Consider the following 16,879-nt stretch of genomic DNA (forward strand, 5'->3'; position numbering starts at 1 on the left):
TGGACATCGAATGTCACACAGTCCCTCCCTTCCCGACCGGCCGCGGCTGAACCTCGACCCGGAGCTCACCGGCGAGGAGCGAGTGGCGGCGCTGGCCGAACACCTGGAGGACGTGACGGCGGTCCACGACGAACTCGCCGCCCGCCTCGACGAAGCCCGCGAGAACCGCGAGGAGCTGGCCGAGGAAGCCGAACAGCTCCAAGAGGAGAACGAGGCGCTCAAGACCTCCTCGCTCTACGTCGCCACGATCGAGGAGCTCACCGACGACGGCGCGATCGTCCGCCAGCACGGCAACAACCAGGAGGTGCTCACCGACGTCGCGCCCGCGCTCCGTGAGGAGATCGACAACGGCGACCGGGTGGCCGTCAACGACTCCTTCAGCGTCCAGCGCACCCTCTCGGCCGAGACCGACGCCCGCGCACAGGCGATGGAGGTCGAGGAACGCCCGACGGTTACGTACGCCGACATCGGCGGGATCGACGACCAGGTCCGCGAGGTGCGCGAGGCCGTCGAGATGCCGCTGATCGACCCCGAGCGCTTCGATACCGTCGGGATCGAACCGCCGACGGGCGTCCTGCTCCACGGCCCGCCCGGCACGGGCAAGACGATGCTCGCCAAGGCCGTCGCCAACGAGACCGACGCGACCTTCATCAAGATGGCCGGGTCGGAGTTAGTGAGAAAATTCATCGGCGAGGGCGCACGCCTCGTCCGCGACCTCTTCGAGCTGGCGAGCGAGCACGAACCGGCAGTCATCTTCATCGACGAGATCGACGCCGTCGCCGCCAAGCGGACGGACTCGAAGACCTCCGGCGATGCCGAGGTCCAGCGCACGATGATGCAGCTCCTCTCGGAGATGGACGGCTTCGAGGAGCGCGGCGACATCTCGATCATCGCCGCCACCAACCGGTACGACATGCTTGACCGCGCGATCCTTCGTCCTGGGCGGTTCGACCGCCTCATCGAGGTCCCCAAACCCGACATCGAGGGGCGCGAACAGATCTTCGCGATCCACACCCGCGGGATGAATCTCGCCGACGACGTGGACTTCGAGGAGCTCGCCGAGCTGGCCGAGGAGTTCAGCGGCGCGGAGATCGAGAGCCTCACGACCGAGGCCGGGATGTTCGCGATCCGCGACGAGCGAACCGAGGTCCGGATGGCCGACTTCGAGGAGGCCTTCGAGAAGGTCACCGAGGACGAATCGGCGGCCACACCGATCGCGTTCAACTGATCGATACCGCCGAGATCGCAACCCACATCGACCTCCTTCGCCGACCATCCCGCATGAGTACCATCAGGGTCGTCCCCGGCACCGGCACCGGCCCGACCGCGCTCGCGGCCTACGACGCCGCGCTCGCCGACGCGGGGGTCCACAACTACAACCTGATTCGGGTCTCGTCGGTGGTCCCCGCCGAGAGCCGGATCGAGGTGCTCGACACCGCGCCCGACCTCGGACCGGCGGGGAACCGCCTCACCGTCGTGGAGGCACGGGCGACGACCGAGATCGACGGCGGTGACCCGGAAACCCACGTCGGCGCGTCCGCGGGGCTGGGCTGGACGCGCGACGCGACGGGGCGGGGTCTGTTCTACGAAGCCTCGGGGTCGGACCCCGAAGCGGTTCGCGAGCGCGTCATCGAGGGGCTGTCGGCGGGCCGTGACCTCCGGGAGTGGTCGTTCGTCGACGAGCGCGTGGTGACCGCCGACGTCGCGACGGACCTCGACCCGCATCGTTCGGACGCGTTCGCCACCGCGGTGGTGGTGGGGATCTACGGCGAGAGCGAGCCGATCCTGTAGTCGGGGGGTTTTTGAGGCCGTGACGAATAGGGAGGGCGTTCTTCTCATGACCGGCAACACGCCATACGCGGGACAACCGACCGACACCGACCCCGGACGGCGCGCGAACGCCGACGTGCCGGAGCTCTCGCCCGAGCAACGCCGGACGCTCCAGGCGGGCCTCGACACCGTGGTCGCCCGCACCCGGGAGTACCTCCCCGACGAGTACGTCGTCGGCGCACAGATCGTCGCCGGGAGCGACGGCCCCGAGGGCACCGTCGCGGTCCAGCCGCCCATCGGTCACCCCGTCAGCGCGGGTCTCCCGGCCGACGGCGACCTCGACGAGGGGCTCGACGACGACGACCGCGACGAGGTCGCCCGCGGGCTCGCCGCGAGCGCCGCCCTCCAGGTGAAACAGGCCGTCTCGGACGCCATCGTCCCGGTCGCGCGATAACGCGACGGCTGCGGAGCTCGAAAACGTCAACGGAGAACGGAGCGACGAGACTTCAGCCCGAAACCGCGGTCGGCGGGTCGTAGAACAACACGTAGCCGAGCGTCGCGAGCGCGGGAATCGTGCCCGCGGCGAGGCCCGTCGGGACCGCCAGTGAGGAGGCCACGCCGCCGGCGAACCCCGCGATGAGGAGGGCGGGGAGCGCGAGCAGGACGAGGTCCGCCGGCGCGACCGTCGGGCGGCGCTCGTCGACCGTCTCGACGACCGATTCCGCGGTCGCGGGGAGCGGGGAACGGGTCATCGTGTCTCGGCCAACGAACGCCGGCTAATTAAATATTATTACTGCGTGTGAGCCGTCACTTCCCCCAGAAGGGGTCGCGCCGACGGTGTTTGTCGAGGTACATCCGGAGGGCGTCGGCTTCGTCCGCCGGGATGTCCTCCGTGAGCTCCTGTTCGAGGACCTTCGCGTGTTTCTCGGGAAGTTCGACCCAGAGCTCGTCGCCCTCCTCGATCTGTCGGCCGACGGTGGGGCCGTCGATGGCGACACTGACACGATCACCCTTGCGGGCCTGGTCGACGTCCTCGCCCTGGTCCTGGATGCCGTTGACCTCGCCGATGCGTTTCGGCTCCGCCCCGGAGAAGTCGACGACGCGCGCGTTGCGTTTCATGGTCCCGGTCAGGACCTCGACGCCGACCACCGCCGGGTCGTTCTGCCGGAAGGTGTGGTCGGGGAGGATCTGGAAGCGTGCGGGTCGCGAGATGTTCTCGAGGATGGCGTCCTGTTGGCTCCGCTCGCGTTCGGTGACGAACTCGTCGTACTCCTCGACGAGACGATAGATCACGTCGCTCTCGAAGATCCGGACGCCGCTCTCCTCGGCCTGGTCGGCGGCGTTGTCGAGCACGTCGACCGAGAAGGCGAGCACCGTCTCGTGTTTCTCCTCGTCGGCGGTGCTCGCCACCGTGACGTCGCGCGGCGCGACCGCGCCGACCTCCGCCCGAACGATCGGGATCTCGGCCTCTTCGAGGGCATCGGCGACGGCTTCGAGGCTTCCGAGGGTGTCGGCCTTCACCACGACCCCCTCCTCCTGGGTGGTGACGCCGATGGCGGCGAGCTCCTCCTCGACCGCCGCGACGACCTCGTCGAGGGGCTGGTCGCGGACCACCCGCACCGGGGCCCCGGCCATCGCGTTGTCGAGCTCCGGCGCGGCGATCTTGAGCCCCGCCGCTGCGCTCACCGCGTCGACCTGCTCGAACCGGCTCTCGGTCCGGATCTCGGCGAGCGGTCGGGGCTGGAGCAGCGCCCGGACGTCGGTCACGATCGGGCTGCCCGACGCACCCACGACGATGGTGTCGTCAGATCGAACAGTACCGTCGTAGAGCACCACGTCGATCGCGGTGCCGAACCCCTTCTGGTCCTTGACTTCGAGCACCGTGCCCGCTCCCGGCCCGTCGACGTCGATCGCCATCGCGTCCTTGAGGTAGCGCTGGGAGAGGCCCATGAGGACAGTCAAAACGTCGGGGACGCCTTCACCCGTCTCGGCGCTCGTCGGCACGACGCCGACGTTGTTGGCGAAGTTCTGGACGCGCCAGTACATGTCCGCCGAGAAGTCGTGGTCCGAGAGCTCGCCGATGACCTCGTAGAGGTTCTCGTCGAGCCGTGAGCGGGCACGGTCGGTCTGGGCGTCGTAGCTCTGCTGGATCGGGCTGTCGGGCTGGGGGTTCCAACCAGCCACGGTATCGATCTTGTTCGCCGCGACCACGAACGGGGTCTCGGTCCGGCGGAGGATGTCGAGGGCCTCGATGGTCTGGGGCTGGAACCCGTCGTTGACGTCCACGACGAGGATCGCGATGTCGGCGAGCGCACCCCCCCGAGACCGGAGGGTCGAGAAGGAGTGGTGGCCGGGCGTGTCGATGAACAGGAGGCCAGGAAGGTCGAAGTCGTCGGGGTCGACGAGGCTCCCGGCGAGGTCGGAGACGGTTTCGAGGGGGACGGCGGTCGCGCCGATGTGCTGGGTGATCGCGCCCGCCTCGCCGTCGGTGACCGCCGAGCCGCGGATCTTGTCGAGGAGCGTGGTTTTGCCGTGGTCGACGTGGCCGAGGACCGCGACGATCGGGGTTCGGAGGGACGCCGCCGTGTCGCCGGCGGCGTCCGCGTTGGTGTGTGTTTCGGACATGGCATTCACCCGAGAAAGTCGTAGTTGAGGGGAACGGGCCACGCCAGTTAAACACGTCGTCGTGTCCGTCCAACGGGTCAGTGACGCGTTTCGGTCGCTCCGCCCTCCGTGGTGTTTATAATGCCGGCCTTCGGTATGACGGGTATGCCAGACGTACTCGCGCGGAACCTGATCGACAAGGCCGTGATCGGGTCCGACGGGACCGAGCTCGGCACGCTCTCGACGGTGACCATGAACATCGAGACCGGCGAACTCGCGAACCTCATCATCACGCCACGGGGCGAGACGATGGACCAGGTCGAGATCGAACGCGACGACGAGGGCCGATACGCCGTCCCGATCCGGAGCGTCCAGGCGGTCAAAGACCACATCGTCGTCGACCGGTGATGGAAATACTCGACTCGTCGGCGTTCATCAACGAGTACGACACGGGTGACGACATCGCGACGGTGCCGGAGGTGGGGATGGAGCTCGAAGGCGAGCATTCCTATCGCTACGACGCGCTCGAAGGCGCGGGGATGTACATCCACGTGCCCGAGGAGGCCGTGGTGGGTCGGGTCGAGCGCGCCGCGCGCGAGAGCGGCGACGCCGCCGAGCTCTCGGAGACGGACATCAAACTCGTCGCGGCGGCGTTCGAGCTCGATGCACAGTTAGTGACCGACGACTACGCGATGCAGAACGTCGCCGACCGGCTCGATATTCGTGTCGAGTTCATCGCCCAGGAGGGCATCACGGAGGCCCGCGAGTGGGAGTTCCAGTGTCAGGGCTGTGGCCGGACGTTCGACGAGCGGAAGGACCGGTGTCCGATCTGCGGCAGCGGGCTCGCGCGGAAGAACCCCTCGTAGGGTTCGCGGCGGTCTCAGAAATAGGGGTGAAAGGAGAGGGCTTCCAGTGCGTAGAGCTGGGCGAACGTGACCGCGTTGTAGGCTCCATGAATGAGGGCGGGAACCAGCAGGTTGTCGGTGTACTCGTAGAGCCCGCCGAGAATGAGCCCCAGCAGGAACGTCGAGACCACGTAGCCACCGGCCCCCGCGAGACCCGAGGAGGCGATCGTGGCGGTGGCGTGGGCGAGCCCGAAGAGGGCGCTCGAAAGCAGGACCGCCGGCACGGGCGAGAACACCCGCCGGAGGATCCCCTGCACGCCGCCGCGGAACAGGATCTCCTCGCCGGGCCCGGTGGCGAGGAACGAGAGCGCGATGAGGTAAAGCGCGAGCGTCGGGTCCGCCCTGACCGCGCTCACGATCCGGTTCGTGCCGGGTGCGAGGCCGATACCCTGGAGGAAGATCGAGACGGCCTGCGAGGCGGCCACCAGCAAGAGGAAGCCAACCAGTACCCAGCCGAGGTCGCGGAGGAGGCGTCGGGGACGCGAGAGCGAGGGCCACCGGACGTCGAAGAGGTCGGGGAGGTCGGCGTAGCGCATGTAGGCGAGCACGACCACGGCGAACCCGACGTTCTGGAGGAGCGTCGACCCGACGTAGCCCGGCGTGCTCCGGATCGAGAGGTCGAAGGCCGAGAGCACGGGCAACAGCGGGACGACGATGAGGTTCGCGACGACGAAGCCGGCGACGACGAGCCCGAACGCGATCGTGACCGCCGAGAGGTAGCGAAGGGGGTTGGATCGGCTGCCGTCAGTGTGTTCTGCCGCCATCCGTTCTGTGAGGCTCGGTGGCCGCGCCGAATAGCTCCTTTGGTCACTCCACGAGTAGTTCGGTTTTCTCCGCGACCGCCGCCGACTCCTCGTTCGACTCGCCGATGAGGCCGCGAGTCGCGTTCTTGCCCCACTCGACCGCGGGCTGGGTGAACGTCTCGACCCCGTAGAGCTCGCCCGCGAGCACGCACGCGACCTCCATCGTGTAGAGGAGCTCGCCGATCCCACGACCGTCCACCCGGTCGAGTTCGACCCGAACCGAGGGGCGGTCGGCCGCCGCGAGGCTGGCCTCGGTGGCTTCGAACTCGGCGTCGATGAGGTCGTCCATACCCACGCCGCCGAGGTATTCGAGCGCGTCGGCGTCCGACTCGGGGATCGGGAGCGACGTGCGCTCGCGCGGGCGGACGAAGGTCACGAGGGTGTTCGACGGCCCCGCCCGGTAGCGCTGGAGCTGGGAGTGCTGGTCGGTCGCGCCGAGCGCCCGCGCCGGGAGCTGGCCGAGGCCGTCCTTTCCCAAACTTTCGGCCCAGAGCTGGGCGAACCACTCCCCGAAGGAGTCGAGCGACTCGGCGTAAGGTAGCATGGCGTTGACTGCCGCGCCGCGCATATCGAGTGCGTACGCGACCGCACCGTAGGCGTAGCCGGGGGTCTCGTAGAGCGAATCGGACAGATCGGCGGCGTCCCGCGCGCCGTCGAGGATCGGGGCGACGTCGTGGCCGCGGATCGCGAGCGGAACGAGGCCCACCGTCGAGAGCGCCGAGAAGCGTCCCGGCACGCCGTCGGGGACGCGGAGTGCGGGGAGGTCGTGGTCGTCGGCGAGGTTGCGGAGCGGGCCCGAGTCACCCGTCGTCACGACGGTTCGCTCGGTCCAGTCGACGCCGGCCTCCTCGAAGGCCGCGCGGGCCACGAGGAAGTTCGCGAGGGTCTCGGCGGTCGTGCCCGAGCGCGAGACCACGTTCAATACCGTGTCGTCGAGCGGCAACAGCGAGAGCACCTCCGAGACCTCGCGGGGGTCGACGTTGTCGAGGGTGAGAATTCGAGAATCGCCGAGCGCCTCGGCGAGGGTGGCCGCGCCGAGCGCGCTCCCGCCGATCCCGACGACGAGGACGTACTCCGCCCCCGAGACCGGTTCGACTGCTTCCGTGATGGCCTCGGGGTCCGTGGTCTCGGGTAGGTTCAGCGCCGCGTAGCCGAACTCGTCGTCCCGACGGCCGCGCTCGATCCGCTCGTGAGCGGTCCCGACGCGCTCGTCGAGCCGGTCGAGGGACGTACGGGCGATCCCCGGTTCGGCGACTTCGACCAGCGCGTTGCCGATATCGATCTTCATGCGGGGAGTGACGACGCCGGCGACAAAGCCCTGCCGACCGCGGCGTTTAATCGCTGGGGGCCCTCGGTCGTGCCATGGTCGAGGCGAACGCGGGCGACGACGCCGACGCGGCCGACGGTGGCACGGACGGTAATCGCCGGGCGGACGCGGATGAGAAGACCTACGACGGGCTGCTGGGCGCGATCCCCTACGCGTTTCGGTCGACCCGGTCGCGGGTCTTCAGGAGCTACGCGGTCGTCGGGGTGCTCGCGGCGGTGCTCGTGGCCGTCTTCATGGCCCTCGCGCTCGTCACGCTGTTCGGCGCGACGGCGGGGGCGCGCGGCGGGTCGTTGACGCTCTCGCGTGCGTTCTACATGGTGGTCGCGCTGTTCCTCGTCGGCCCGCTCCTCGCTCCCGTGCTCCTCGTCGCGCGCCGACACCGCCGGGTAGGCGACCGAAAGCGCTACGATGCCTGGCTTGGGTTCGCGGGGTTCGTCTTCCTCGCGTCGCTCTACGTCGGCCTCGTCGTGGCGGTGCCGGTCGCGAACCAGGAGGCCGTGACCGGCGTGCTCGCACCCCTCATCGAGGTGCTCTACGCGCTTCCGAGCCTCGCGGGGTTGATCCCCCCGGTCCTCGCCGCCGTCCTGATCTGGCTCGCCCACCGGTTCGCCCGATAGCCCGAACTGAAAGACCCAATCCCACGGAGCGCGGAGCCCGCACATGGAAAAGCAGAGCACGTTCCTCGTGACCCACGCCGACGCGGGGTCGGCGGTGTTGAAGGACGCCGACGACGGCCAGGTCCACACGCTCGCCGAGAACCCGGACCTCGACGCGAACGACGCGCTCGACGCCACGGTCGCGAGCGACGAACTCGGCGTCACGTGGGAACTCGTGGACGTCGAGGAGCGACGACCGCTGACGACCGGCGAGAGCGAGGAGCCGCCGACGAGCCAGGAACGCGACCTCGCGGCCGAGGGGGACGAGGGCGACGTGACGACCCGCGAACGCGCCGGCATCGGCGAGATCCACGTGCTCACGGTACCCCCGGAGCGGGTCGCGGACGCGGTGAGCGACGTGCTCGACGACGAGGCGACGCTGGTCCGGGCGGCCCGACTCGGCGTGAATCGTGTGGAGGTACGGCGCGATGGGGAAGCGGGCGTGGTGAGCGTTCGCTACCTCCCGTAGGGGGTTCGTGCAACAGAAAACTTATCGCACGATGGCGAAAGACATGGAAACAGAACATGAAGCGACGAGCGGCCGTGGTTTTGGGGCTCATCGTAGTAGTCTGTGTGGTCGCGATCGCCGCGTTCGCGACGCCGAGTGCTGGACAGTACGCCAGCCAGAACGAGACCGGACCGAACGATAACCGGTCGGATGCAATGCATATACAGAAGCGAACGTTCATCCAGGGCGAGACGAGCGACTCGGACGACGACTGGTTCGCGTTCGATGCACAGTCGGATCAGGCGATCCGAGTTACGACTGAGTTTGGCGGACAGTACGCACGCGTGACGCTCTACGGGCCGAACGGGAAGGTCCTCGGTAACGGGTCAACCGGTGGAACGGAGGACGCCGCCGAGATCGGGGCGATAGCTGCCGAGTCGGGTACGTACCATCTCCGCGTCGCTGAAGGGGGCGAATATCCGATTCAGTACGGAGTGAAAGTCGCAACCGAGACAGCGGATCGGCTCGAACCGGACGGCGACCGAGATGCTGCTACGCTGGCCGAGCCGAACAGAACGTACGGAATGACCGTGTTTCAAAACGACGAGGATTGGTATGCAGTGGATCTGAACGAGGATGAGAACCTTACGACGAGACTCGGTCAAAACGACACCGGAGCGGAGTTCGGTCAGAACGTCGGCGTGGACATCTACGCGCCCAATGGAAGTCGCGTTGGTGAAGACGGGTCGTCCGGTCTCGGAAACACGACCGAACTATTCGCATCGAACCCGGAGGCATTGCAACAGCACGTTGCATCCCGAGCAGGTACATACTACGTCCGCGTGGCTCCGGCACAGTCCGGTGCCGTCAAAGGATTCACCGGTTACGAACTCAGCCTCAATACGACGGATCGGTCGAACACTGAACCGCGCAGTAGGACCGATAGCCTCGTCATCGTCGGCGGGTCGGCCGAGAACAAAGTCACCTACGCGTTCACCCACGATGGAACCGTCGAACGAAGCGGGGAGAGCCACGGCGCACCGATCGACGACGACGCGGTGACGATCGACACGGACGTCGACACGGTCTCGGACGGTCGGGTCGACGGTCGCCTCGGCGGCGGTGGCGACGCCTACCTCGTGCAGGGGAACGTCACAGGGTTGCGACTCGACGGCAACGCGACCGTCTATCGCGACGGCATCGAGGTCGACCCCACCTCGTTCGGTCCCGTCGCGGCTCGCGACACCACAACGGTCACGTCGACCGCGACACCGACGGCCACATCAACAGCCACCATGACACCGACTCGGACCGCAACCGCAGCGCGAACGCCGACATCGACCGCTACCCCGCCGCCGACGGCTACCACGACGACAACTGCGACCGCTACCCCACCGCCGACCGCGACGGCAACCCCGACTGCAACGGGGACGGCTGCTTCGACGACCCGTACGGCGACGAACGCAAACGGGAGCCAGGGCGAGATCGTCGGGGGAGCCGAAACCGAAGCCGAAACCACGACGGAGGACGGGCCGGGATTCGGCGCGTTGCCGGCGGTGATCGCGGTCGTCGCGGCCGGACTGGTGGCGCTTCGACGCCGCTGAACCGATCGAGGGGGCGCTCGTCGGCGAGCCCCATATAAGAAAGCTTATTCGAAGCCGTCGCACACCGCACGGCATGGTCGCGTTCGACGTACCGGACCTCGATTACACCCGGTACACCGACCGCCAGCTCGCCGCGGTTCCGCTGGCGGTGCTCGTTCTCGCGCTCTGCGTTCTCGGCGGCTGGTTCCTCGTCACCGGCGCGCCGGTGACCCCCGGCATCGACTTCACCGGCGGAACCGAGGTCCAGATCTCGACCGGTGCCTCACAGACCCAGATCGAGGAGGCGTTCCCGACCCAGCCGACCTCCGTCACGCCGACCGCGGGCGGCAACACCTACATCGTCACCTTCCAGTCGACGAACACCGACGCGCTCACCAACGCCGCCCAGTCCGCGGGTTATCAGGTGGACTCCGTCCAGGCCACCTCCGCGAACTTCGGTGCGGGAGCCCAGCAGACGGGCGTGATCGGGCTGATCGCGGCGTTCGCCGGGATGGCGCTCCTCGTGTTCGTGCTCTTTCGGACCTTCGTCCCCTCGATCGCGGTGATCGCCTCGGCGTTCTCCGACATCGTGATCCCGCTCGCGCTGATGAACCTCTTCGGGATCAAACTCTCGCTCGGGACGGTCGCCGCGCTCTTGATGCTGATCGGTTACAGCGTCGACTCGGACATCCTGCTCAACAATCACGTCCTCCGGCGGCGGGGTGACTTCTACGAGAGCACCTACCGTGCACGCCGCACGGGGGTGACGATGACCCTGAGTTCGATCGCCGCGATGGCGGTGATGGCGGTCGTCGCCTCCGACTTCGTGCTCGGGATCCCGCTCCTCCCGGAGGTCGGCACGATCCTCGTGATGGGACTTATAACAGATCTGATGAACACCTATCTCCTCAACGTCAGCCTGCTTCGCTGGTACAAGTACGAGGGGGTCGCGCGATGATACGCGACAACTGGCGGATCGTCCTGCTCGTGGTGTTCGTCGTCGTCGCCGGGCTGGCGCTGTTCGTGCCGGGCTTCGGCGTCGGCGACGGTGGCAACGCCACCGCGACCAACGCCACGAGCGGGCCCACGAACCTCCAGTTCGGGCTCGAACTCTCGGGCGGCACCCGGATCCGCGCGCCGCTGGTCGGGATGACCGCCGAGAACGTGGACGTGGCCCCGAACCAGCAGGCCAACCTCACCGGATCGGTAGCGGAGGACCTCGGGGTATCACCGACCGACGTCCAAGTGCGGGTGGGCAACGAGTCGGCGACCGTCGAGGTGTTCTCGGAGAACGTCTCCCAGGAGCGGTTCGCGGGCGCGCTCCAGCGGGCCGGTTACAACACCACCCAGAGCGACATCCGGACCGGCGTGACCGAGGAGACCGACGAGAGCGCCGTCGAGGTGCTCGAGAACAAGATCAGCGAGTCGGGGCTCACCGGCGGCACCGTTCAAACTGTGTCCTCGGGCGACCGGAGTTACATCCAGATCGAGGTCCCGAACCAGAACCGTTCGGAGGTCAGGGACTTAGTGGCCGACCAGGGCCAGGTCCAGACGGTGGCGTACTTCACCGTCGAGGGCAATCGAACCCCGTCGTACTGTGAGGGCCCGGTCGGTGGCAACGGGAGTGGCGGCGGTGAGGGAGGCGGCAGTGGGGCGAACACCTGTAACGTCACCGTCCTCCAGAGCCAGGACGGGTTCCAGTCGGTCGGGACCGTCCAGCGGGACCAGCAGGGCCAGCCTATCGTGCCGGTGACGCTCACCGAGCAGGCCGCCCAGCCGTTCACCCAGGCGATGCAACGGTACGGCTTCGCCGACGCGGCGAACGCCTCCAGCCGGCAGAGCCAGGTCAGGACCTGTAACTTCGAGACGGGCGGGGGTGGGCACTGTCTGCTGACGGTGCGCGACGGCGAAGTGGTCTACGCCGCGAGCGTGACCCAGGGGCTCGCCCAGCAGTTCGCCACTGGAAGCTTCGTCAACGACCCGGGTTATCAGACGTCGGCGGGGAACGCCTCCGAAGCGCAGAACCTTCAGGTCGACCTCCAGGCGGGGGCGCTGCCCGCGCCGTTGAACTTCGACCAGGGCACGAGCCAGTACATCCTGCCGAGCGTCGCCCAGCGATTCAAGGGCCTCTCGCTCGTCACGGGGCTGGTCGCGGTGCTCGCGGTCGCGGGGGTCGTGTTCATCCGGTATCGCGAACCCTGGGTGGCGATCCCGATGGTGGTCACCGCGCTCGCGGAGGTGTTCATCCTGCTCGGGTTCTCTTCGGCGGTCGGGCTGGCGCTCGACCTCTCACACATCGCGGGCTTCATCGCGGTGATAGGGACGGGTGTCGACGACCTGGTGATCATCGCCGACGAGATCCTCCAGAGCGAGGTCAAAACCGGACGGGTGTTCCAGAGCCGCTTCCGGCGGGCCTTCTGGGTCATCGGCGCGGCCGCCGCCACGACGATCATCGCCATGAGCCCGCTCGCGGTGCTCTCGCTCGGTGACCTCCGTGGGTTCGCCATCGTCACCATCGTCGGCGTGCTCATCGGCGTGCTGATCACCCGGCCGGCCTACGGGAACGTGCTCCGACGGCTGCTCACGGACACCTGAATCCACGTTTTCGACCGAGCCGTTACATTAGCGAATCTTGGGATTTGCAACAGACGAGAGCGGTCGGCGCGTGTGGAGGGCGTCGAAGACGCCCGACTCGCGCGAGGGATGAGTGGAGTGAGCGAATGGAATGAGCGAGCGGAACGAATCGGTTGGGGAGGATCGTGGTCAGTGCGGGGCGGTTGCGGTGCGGTCTCTCATTTGAGCCAGGACTTGTAGCGGTCGATCAGCGAACGGACTGCGAAAATTCGACCCGGCGCAAACGAGTCCTAAGCCACTCGTTCAAAAGTTCGAAAACGTCGACTGGGCCGCCGCATCCAACACGTCCCGACTGGTCTTCCACGACGCACGGGCGAACGATGGAAGTTCACCGTGCTCACGGACGTACTCCCGAAGGAACTCACGAGTGTTCGGATCGCTCGGGTAGCCGCTCCCCATCAAACCGTACTCCTCGGCCAGCCGGTCGATATGCGCATCGCGGGCGACCTTCGCGACGATGCTCGCCGCGCCGGCGAGCGCGTGATTCTCGTCGGCCCCGTGTTCGGCCGTGACCGCCACGTTGGCATCCGTCGCCGCCGTCACTCGCCGACCGAACCGCGCCGCGTCGGTGTCGCAGGCGTCGACGATCCCAGCCAGTCCGTCCTCGACCGCTTCGTCGATCGCTCCGGCCGCTGCCGTGATCGTGAGCGCGTTGATGTCAGTCTCGGGGTCGTCGATCTCGGAGGCCGTGACCTCGACGACGGCGGTCGAAACCCGGTCGTCGCCGTGGAGGTCGGTGGCGAGCGCCTCGCGACGGGCGGGCGGGAGGCGCTTCGAGTCGTCGATAGCCTCGGGTAAAACAGCGGGGTCGGCGCGGACGCACGCCACGAACAGCGAGCCAAGGACGGGACCGCGGCCGGCCTCGTCGACGCCGAATCTCATGGCCGTCCCTCGGACGGCGACGCCAAAGCGATTGTGATGGCGGGGACCGACTACTCGCCCGGCTCGTCGATGAGATACTCGGGGTCGTCGAAGGCCTCCGCCTCGCCCTCGACGGCGACCACGTCGAGCGCCGTGACCTCGCTCTCGACACCCAGCAGGCCGGCGAGGCTCGGCTCCGTTCGGCCGTCGTCACCGCTCACCAACTCCTTGACGTAGAGCCCGCCCGCGCCCTTGACCTCGACGGTGGCGTGATGCGGGTCGTCGAGCGTCCCCTCGGTCTCGTAGACCTCGCGCTCTCGGGTCAGCGCCGCGCGGCGGTGGTCGACGCGCTGGGGGGTGTACTGCTCGACCGTCGCTCCCTGGAGTTCCGAGAGCGCGTCGTCGAGGTCGCCTTCGTCGATGGGGTCGGCGAACTCGACGGCCATCGAATAGGTCTTGTTGGCGTCGAGTTCCTTCACGCGCTCGACCATCTCGTGGGTCGCGCGCCGAAGGCCCACGACCTCGGCCTTGCCGTCGGCGAACTCGTTGATCTCGGTTTCGAGTCGGTCGGTGTCGACCGCGCGGCGCTGGGGGTGTTTGACCTCGATCACGAACGGCCGGCCGGTGCCGAGCATCACGGCGTCGACGTCCTCGCGGCCCGCGCCGTGGAAGAGGCTTTCGTCCCCCTCCATCGCCTCGCGAACCACGGGCGCGGTGAGCTGTTCGACGCTCTCGTCGTAGAGGTAGCCCGACCCGCCGCAGTGCTCGCAGGGTTCGGTGCCGCCGTCGGCGGCCATCTGGGTCCCGCCGCCGCCGCACTCGCGGCAGGGCCACTCGGTCTGGGGGATGTCGCGTTCGAGCTTGCGGTACCGGCCGTAGACGAACGCCGGGTTGACCTGGACGTCCACGCCGCCGGCGTCGAGCCCGCGTTCGAGGTTCACCAGCGCGAGCACGTCGGGGCGCTCGAAGTCGACCTCGGTGCCGGTGCGCGCGCCCACGCGCTTGCCGACCTCGCGGTTGAGTTCGGATTTGAACAGTTCGCCTGCATCCTCCGGGAGGCCGCTGTCCTCACGGAGGAGGCGGTCGTTCTCTTCGATCAGCGGCGGGACGCGGGTGCCGACCTGGTAGGTCGAGAACTCGACCCCGGAAAGCGCCTCGCAGACCTCGTCGGCCCAGGCGTCGAAGCGCTCGCACTCGCCCTCACAGACCCAGCAGTCCTCGACCGGTTCGGCGGGCTCGTCGTCGTCGAGGTGGACCGCGACCCGGAGGGCGCGACCACGTTCGTCGTTGGTGAGTCCGAAGCTCCGGTCGGCGAAGACGCGGCCGAGGCACGGGTTACAGACCGGACCGTTCGCGATGACGGCCCGCGCGTCGTCGAGGATGGACATAGCTCGAAGAGCGGGCGCGTGCGTGTTTCGCTTTCGGATCCCCCCTAAATCCCGTCCGACGAACAGGACCCCCGCGATTCGGTCGAGCGGAAGTCCGGAAGTGGTCTCAGGAGACCATCGTCTCGGCCATCCGTCGGCAGAGCCGGATGCTGTCGTAGCCCGAGAACGCCTCGAAGGCGACCACACAGACGGTGTAGACGGCGACACCGACGAGCACCAGCAGGCAGAACTCGAGCACGCCCGTCGCGATGCCAGCGGTGTGAACCCCGACCACCGCGAGCCCCATCACCGCGCTCGCGACCGCGGGATAGGCGATGAGACCGAGGAGTTTGGCGTAGCTTCCGTCGACGATGCGCACCGCGAGGTACGTCGAGACGGGTTCGGAGAAGACCAGGGAATTGCCGACGATCACGAGCGCCGTGCCGACCGCGCCGTATCGCGCGGTGGCGGGGTAGATCAGGAGGGCGATGATCACCAGTTTGCCGAACTGGATCTTGGTGGCGATCTCGGGTCGGCCGATCGCCTGAAACAGCGGTCCCGTGGTGGCCCCGAGCGAGCGAAGCAGGCCCCAGGCCGCGAGGAGCTGTATCAGCGGGACCATCGGGCCCCACTCCTCGGTGAGGAAGGTGTTCACGAAGGTGGGCGCGACCGCGGCGATACCGACCGCGACCGGGAACGAGACGAACGTCGTCAGTTGGACGGTCTTGAAGAAGCCGTCGCGGAGCTGTCGGTCGTCGTTCTGCATCTTCGCGTAGGTGGGAAAGACGACGGAGGAGATGGTCTGGGTCACCTCGGTCGCGGGCGCGTTCGAGACCCGGTAGCCAAGCTGGTAGAACGCGAGCACGGCGGCTCCGAGATACCAGCCAACGAACGCGTCGTCGCCCTCCATGATCAGGAAGAGCACGACTCCCGAGGCGAAGATCCACTTCCCGTAACCGAAGAGCTCGCGGGCGTGGCCCATGTCGAACCGGGGCCACGGCCGGTAGTCGTCGACGAGGTAGGAGGCGATCAGCCGGACGAAGTCGCTCGCGACCAGCCCGAACACCAGCGCCCAGACCGACTGGGTGACGAACGCGACGCCGAGCGCGACGAGAACGTAGAAGACGGTGCCGGAGATGGTGTAGAAGAACTGCTTGTCGAACCGGAGGTCCTTCTTGAGATAGAGGAGGCCGGGGTTCTGGAGCCCCGAGAGCAGCGGCGAGAGCGCGAGCACGCGGAGCACGGGCGTGAGCTCGGGCTGGTCGAAGACCGCGGGCGAGGCCATGAACGGGGCGACGAGGAACAGGATCGCGGCGACCACGACCCCCCGGGCGTTCTGCATCATCCAGGCGGTGTCGAGGTAGGCGTCGACGTTCGCCTCCTCGCGCTGGATCAGCGCGGCGTCGATACCGAGCCGGGAGAGCTGGGTCAGCCCGCTCATCACGACGAGCGCGAGCGCCATCACGCCGTAGTCGTCGGGGCCGATGATCCGCGCGACGAACAGCACGATGACGAGCTGGAGGAAGCGGTCGAGGACGTTGGTGATCGTGACCCAGACGCCGCTGGTGACCGCCCGCTCGGAGAGGCTCTCGCCGGGGGCGAGAACGCGTCGCAGGACGTCCACGATGGTTCGAAGCGACACTCGCGGGTGGTTTTCGGGCCGAGGGTAAAAGCGCGCCGTCCCGCGGTCGCCTGGGTCGATCGATCCTCGAACCGCGTTCGAAACCGACGGTCGGAGCGCGTGTGCTGGCCTCGGGGTCGTGGTACTCTGCTGTTCGCTCCACCTCCGCAACGCGCTGGCACGGCTCTCGGGCTGGTGGACGCGATTACTGCTCGGAACGCGCGAGACGACCTGACCGACCGTCTACGCACCGAACCCGGCGAGGATCGTCCGACCGTCGGTGCCGCCGAGTTCGGGGAG

17 protein-coding genes are annotated in these 16,879 nt (G+C 67.9%); 10 read left to right on the plus strand and 7 right to left on the minus strand.

Annotated features, from left to right (window positions below; translation table 11 throughout):
• Positions 1 to 10 precede the first annotated feature (10 nt).
• The 3 genes from D3261_RS15265 to D3261_RS15275 are packed head-to-tail and all read left to right on the plus strand — an operon-like array spanning position 11 to position 2,224.
• Positions 11 to 1,228: a proteasome-activating nucleotidase gene (locus D3261_RS15265; protein ID WP_120073828.1), complete on the plus strand. Its 1,218-nt coding sequence runs from the start codon at positions 11 to 13 to the stop codon at positions 1,226 to 1,228.
• A 53-nt stretch (positions 1,229 to 1,281) separates the two neighbouring features.
• Positions 1,282 to 1,791 (plus strand): pyruvoyl-dependent arginine decarboxylase, encoded by a 510-nt coding sequence (locus D3261_RS15270; protein WP_120073830.1) that lies wholly within the window; start codon positions 1,282 to 1,284, stop codon positions 1,789 to 1,791.
• Positions 1,792 to 1,837: 46 nt separating this feature from the next.
• Positions 1,838 to 2,224 (plus strand): DUF5811 family protein, encoded by a 387-nt coding sequence (locus D3261_RS15275; RefSeq protein WP_120073831.1) that lies wholly within the window; start codon positions 1,838 to 1,840, stop codon positions 2,222 to 2,224.
• Positions 2,225 to 2,276: 52 nt separating this feature from the next.
• Here the strand turns inward: D3261_RS15275 and D3261_RS15280 are convergent, their stop codons facing one another.
• Positions 2,277 to 2,522 carry a hypothetical protein gene (locus D3261_RS15280; protein ID WP_120073833.1) on the minus strand — a complete coding sequence of 82 codons (246 nt, stop codon included), beginning with the start codon at positions 2,520 to 2,522 and terminating at the stop codon, positions 2,277 to 2,279.
• Between the two features lie 55 nt (positions 2,523 to 2,577).
• On the minus strand, positions 2,578 to 4,395 hold the full coding sequence (gene infB, locus D3261_RS15285; protein WP_120073835.1) for a translation initiation factor IF-2: 1,818 nt from the start codon (positions 4,393 to 4,395) through the stop codon (positions 2,578 to 2,580).
• A 144-nt stretch (positions 4,396 to 4,539) separates the two neighbouring features.
• Here infB and D3261_RS15290 point away from each other — a divergent pair, with 144 nt between their 5' ends.
• Positions 4,540 to 4,782: a PRC-barrel domain-containing protein gene (locus tag D3261_RS15290; protein ID WP_007691219.1), complete on the plus strand. Its 243-nt coding sequence runs from the start codon at positions 4,540 to 4,542 to the stop codon at positions 4,780 to 4,782.
• A complete protein-coding gene (locus D3261_RS15295) occupies positions 4,782 to 5,240 on the plus strand; it encodes an NOB1 family endonuclease (RefSeq protein ID WP_120073837.1) in 459 nt (152 codons plus the stop codon). The genes D3261_RS15290 and D3261_RS15295 overlap by 1 nt, the downstream gene beginning before the upstream one ends.
• 14 nt (positions 5,241 to 5,254) lie before the next feature.
• Here the strand turns inward: D3261_RS15295 and D3261_RS15300 are convergent, their stop codons facing one another.
• Both D3261_RS15300 and D3261_RS15305 read right to left on the minus strand, forming a co-directional pair.
• Positions 5,255 to 6,043: a CPBP family intramembrane glutamic endopeptidase gene (locus tag D3261_RS15300; protein WP_120073839.1), complete on the minus strand. Its 789-nt coding sequence runs from the start codon at positions 6,041 to 6,043 to the stop codon at positions 5,255 to 5,257.
• Between the two features lie 43 nt (positions 6,044 to 6,086).
• The gene (locus D3261_RS15305) at positions 6,087 to 7,370 is read right to left on the minus strand and encodes a glucose-6-phosphate isomerase (RefSeq protein ID WP_120073841.1); all 1,284 of its coding nucleotides are present in this window, start codon (positions 7,368 to 7,370) and stop codon (positions 6,087 to 6,089) included.
• Positions 7,371 to 7,444: 74 nt separating this feature from the next.
• Between D3261_RS15305 and D3261_RS15310 the strand changes: the two genes are divergently transcribed.
• The 5 genes from D3261_RS15310 to D3261_RS15330 all read left to right on the plus strand — a co-directional run bounded on the left by D3261_RS15310 (position 7,445) and on the right by D3261_RS15330 (position 12,691).
• Complete coding sequence (locus D3261_RS15310) at positions 7,445 to 8,026, plus strand: hypothetical protein (RefSeq protein WP_120073843.1); 582 nt, start codon at positions 7,445 to 7,447, stop codon at positions 8,024 to 8,026.
• Positions 8,027 to 8,069: 43 nt separating this feature from the next.
• Positions 8,070 to 8,534, plus strand: a complete 465-nt coding sequence (locus tag D3261_RS15315) for a DUF5812 family protein (protein ID WP_120073845.1) — start codon at positions 8,070 to 8,072, stop codon at positions 8,532 to 8,534.
• Between the two features lie 56 nt (positions 8,535 to 8,590).
• Positions 8,591 to 10,117, plus strand: coding sequence for a PGF-CTERM sorting domain-containing protein (locus tag D3261_RS15320; RefSeq protein WP_120073847.1), 1,527 nt, complete (start codon positions 8,591 to 8,593; stop codon positions 10,115 to 10,117).
• A 73-nt stretch (positions 10,118 to 10,190) separates the two neighbouring features.
• The gene (gene secF / locus D3261_RS15325) at positions 10,191 to 11,054 is read left to right on the plus strand and encodes a protein translocase subunit SecF (RefSeq protein WP_120073849.1); all 864 of its coding nucleotides are present in this window, start codon (positions 10,191 to 10,193) and stop codon (positions 11,052 to 11,054) included.
• Complete coding sequence (locus tag D3261_RS15330; RefSeq protein WP_120073851.1) at positions 11,051 to 12,691, plus strand: preprotein translocase subunit SecD; 1,641 nt, start codon at positions 11,051 to 11,053, stop codon at positions 12,689 to 12,691. Before secF ends, D3261_RS15330 begins: the two co-directional genes overlap by 4 nt.
• A gap of 282 nt (positions 12,692 to 12,973) precedes the next feature.
• Here the strand turns inward: D3261_RS15330 and rnhB are convergent, their stop codons facing one another.
• The 3 genes from rnhB to D3261_RS15345 all read right to left on the minus strand — a co-directional run bounded on the left by rnhB (position 12,974) and on the right by D3261_RS15345 (position 16,600).
• Complete coding sequence (gene rnhB / locus D3261_RS15335) at positions 12,974 to 13,612, minus strand: ribonuclease HII (RefSeq protein WP_120073853.1); 639 nt, start codon at positions 13,610 to 13,612, stop codon at positions 12,974 to 12,976.
• Between the two features lie 50 nt (positions 13,613 to 13,662).
• Positions 13,663 to 14,979: a tRNA pseudouridine(54/55) synthase Pus10 gene (locus D3261_RS15340; protein WP_120073855.1), complete on the minus strand. Its 1,317-nt coding sequence runs from the start codon at positions 14,977 to 14,979 to the stop codon at positions 13,663 to 13,665.
• 106 nt (positions 14,980 to 15,085) lie between these two features.
• Positions 15,086 to 16,600, minus strand: a complete 1,515-nt coding sequence (locus D3261_RS15345; RefSeq protein ID WP_120073857.1) for a lipopolysaccharide biosynthesis protein — start codon at positions 16,598 to 16,600, stop codon at positions 15,086 to 15,088.
• Positions 16,601 to 16,879: the final 279 nt, after the last annotated feature.

Origin of the sequence: Halococcus sp. IIIV-5B (genome assembly GCF_003602035.1) — an archaeon.
Classification (GTDB): domain Archaea; phylum Halobacteriota; class Halobacteria; order Halobacteriales; family Halococcaceae; genus Halococcus; species Halococcus salsus.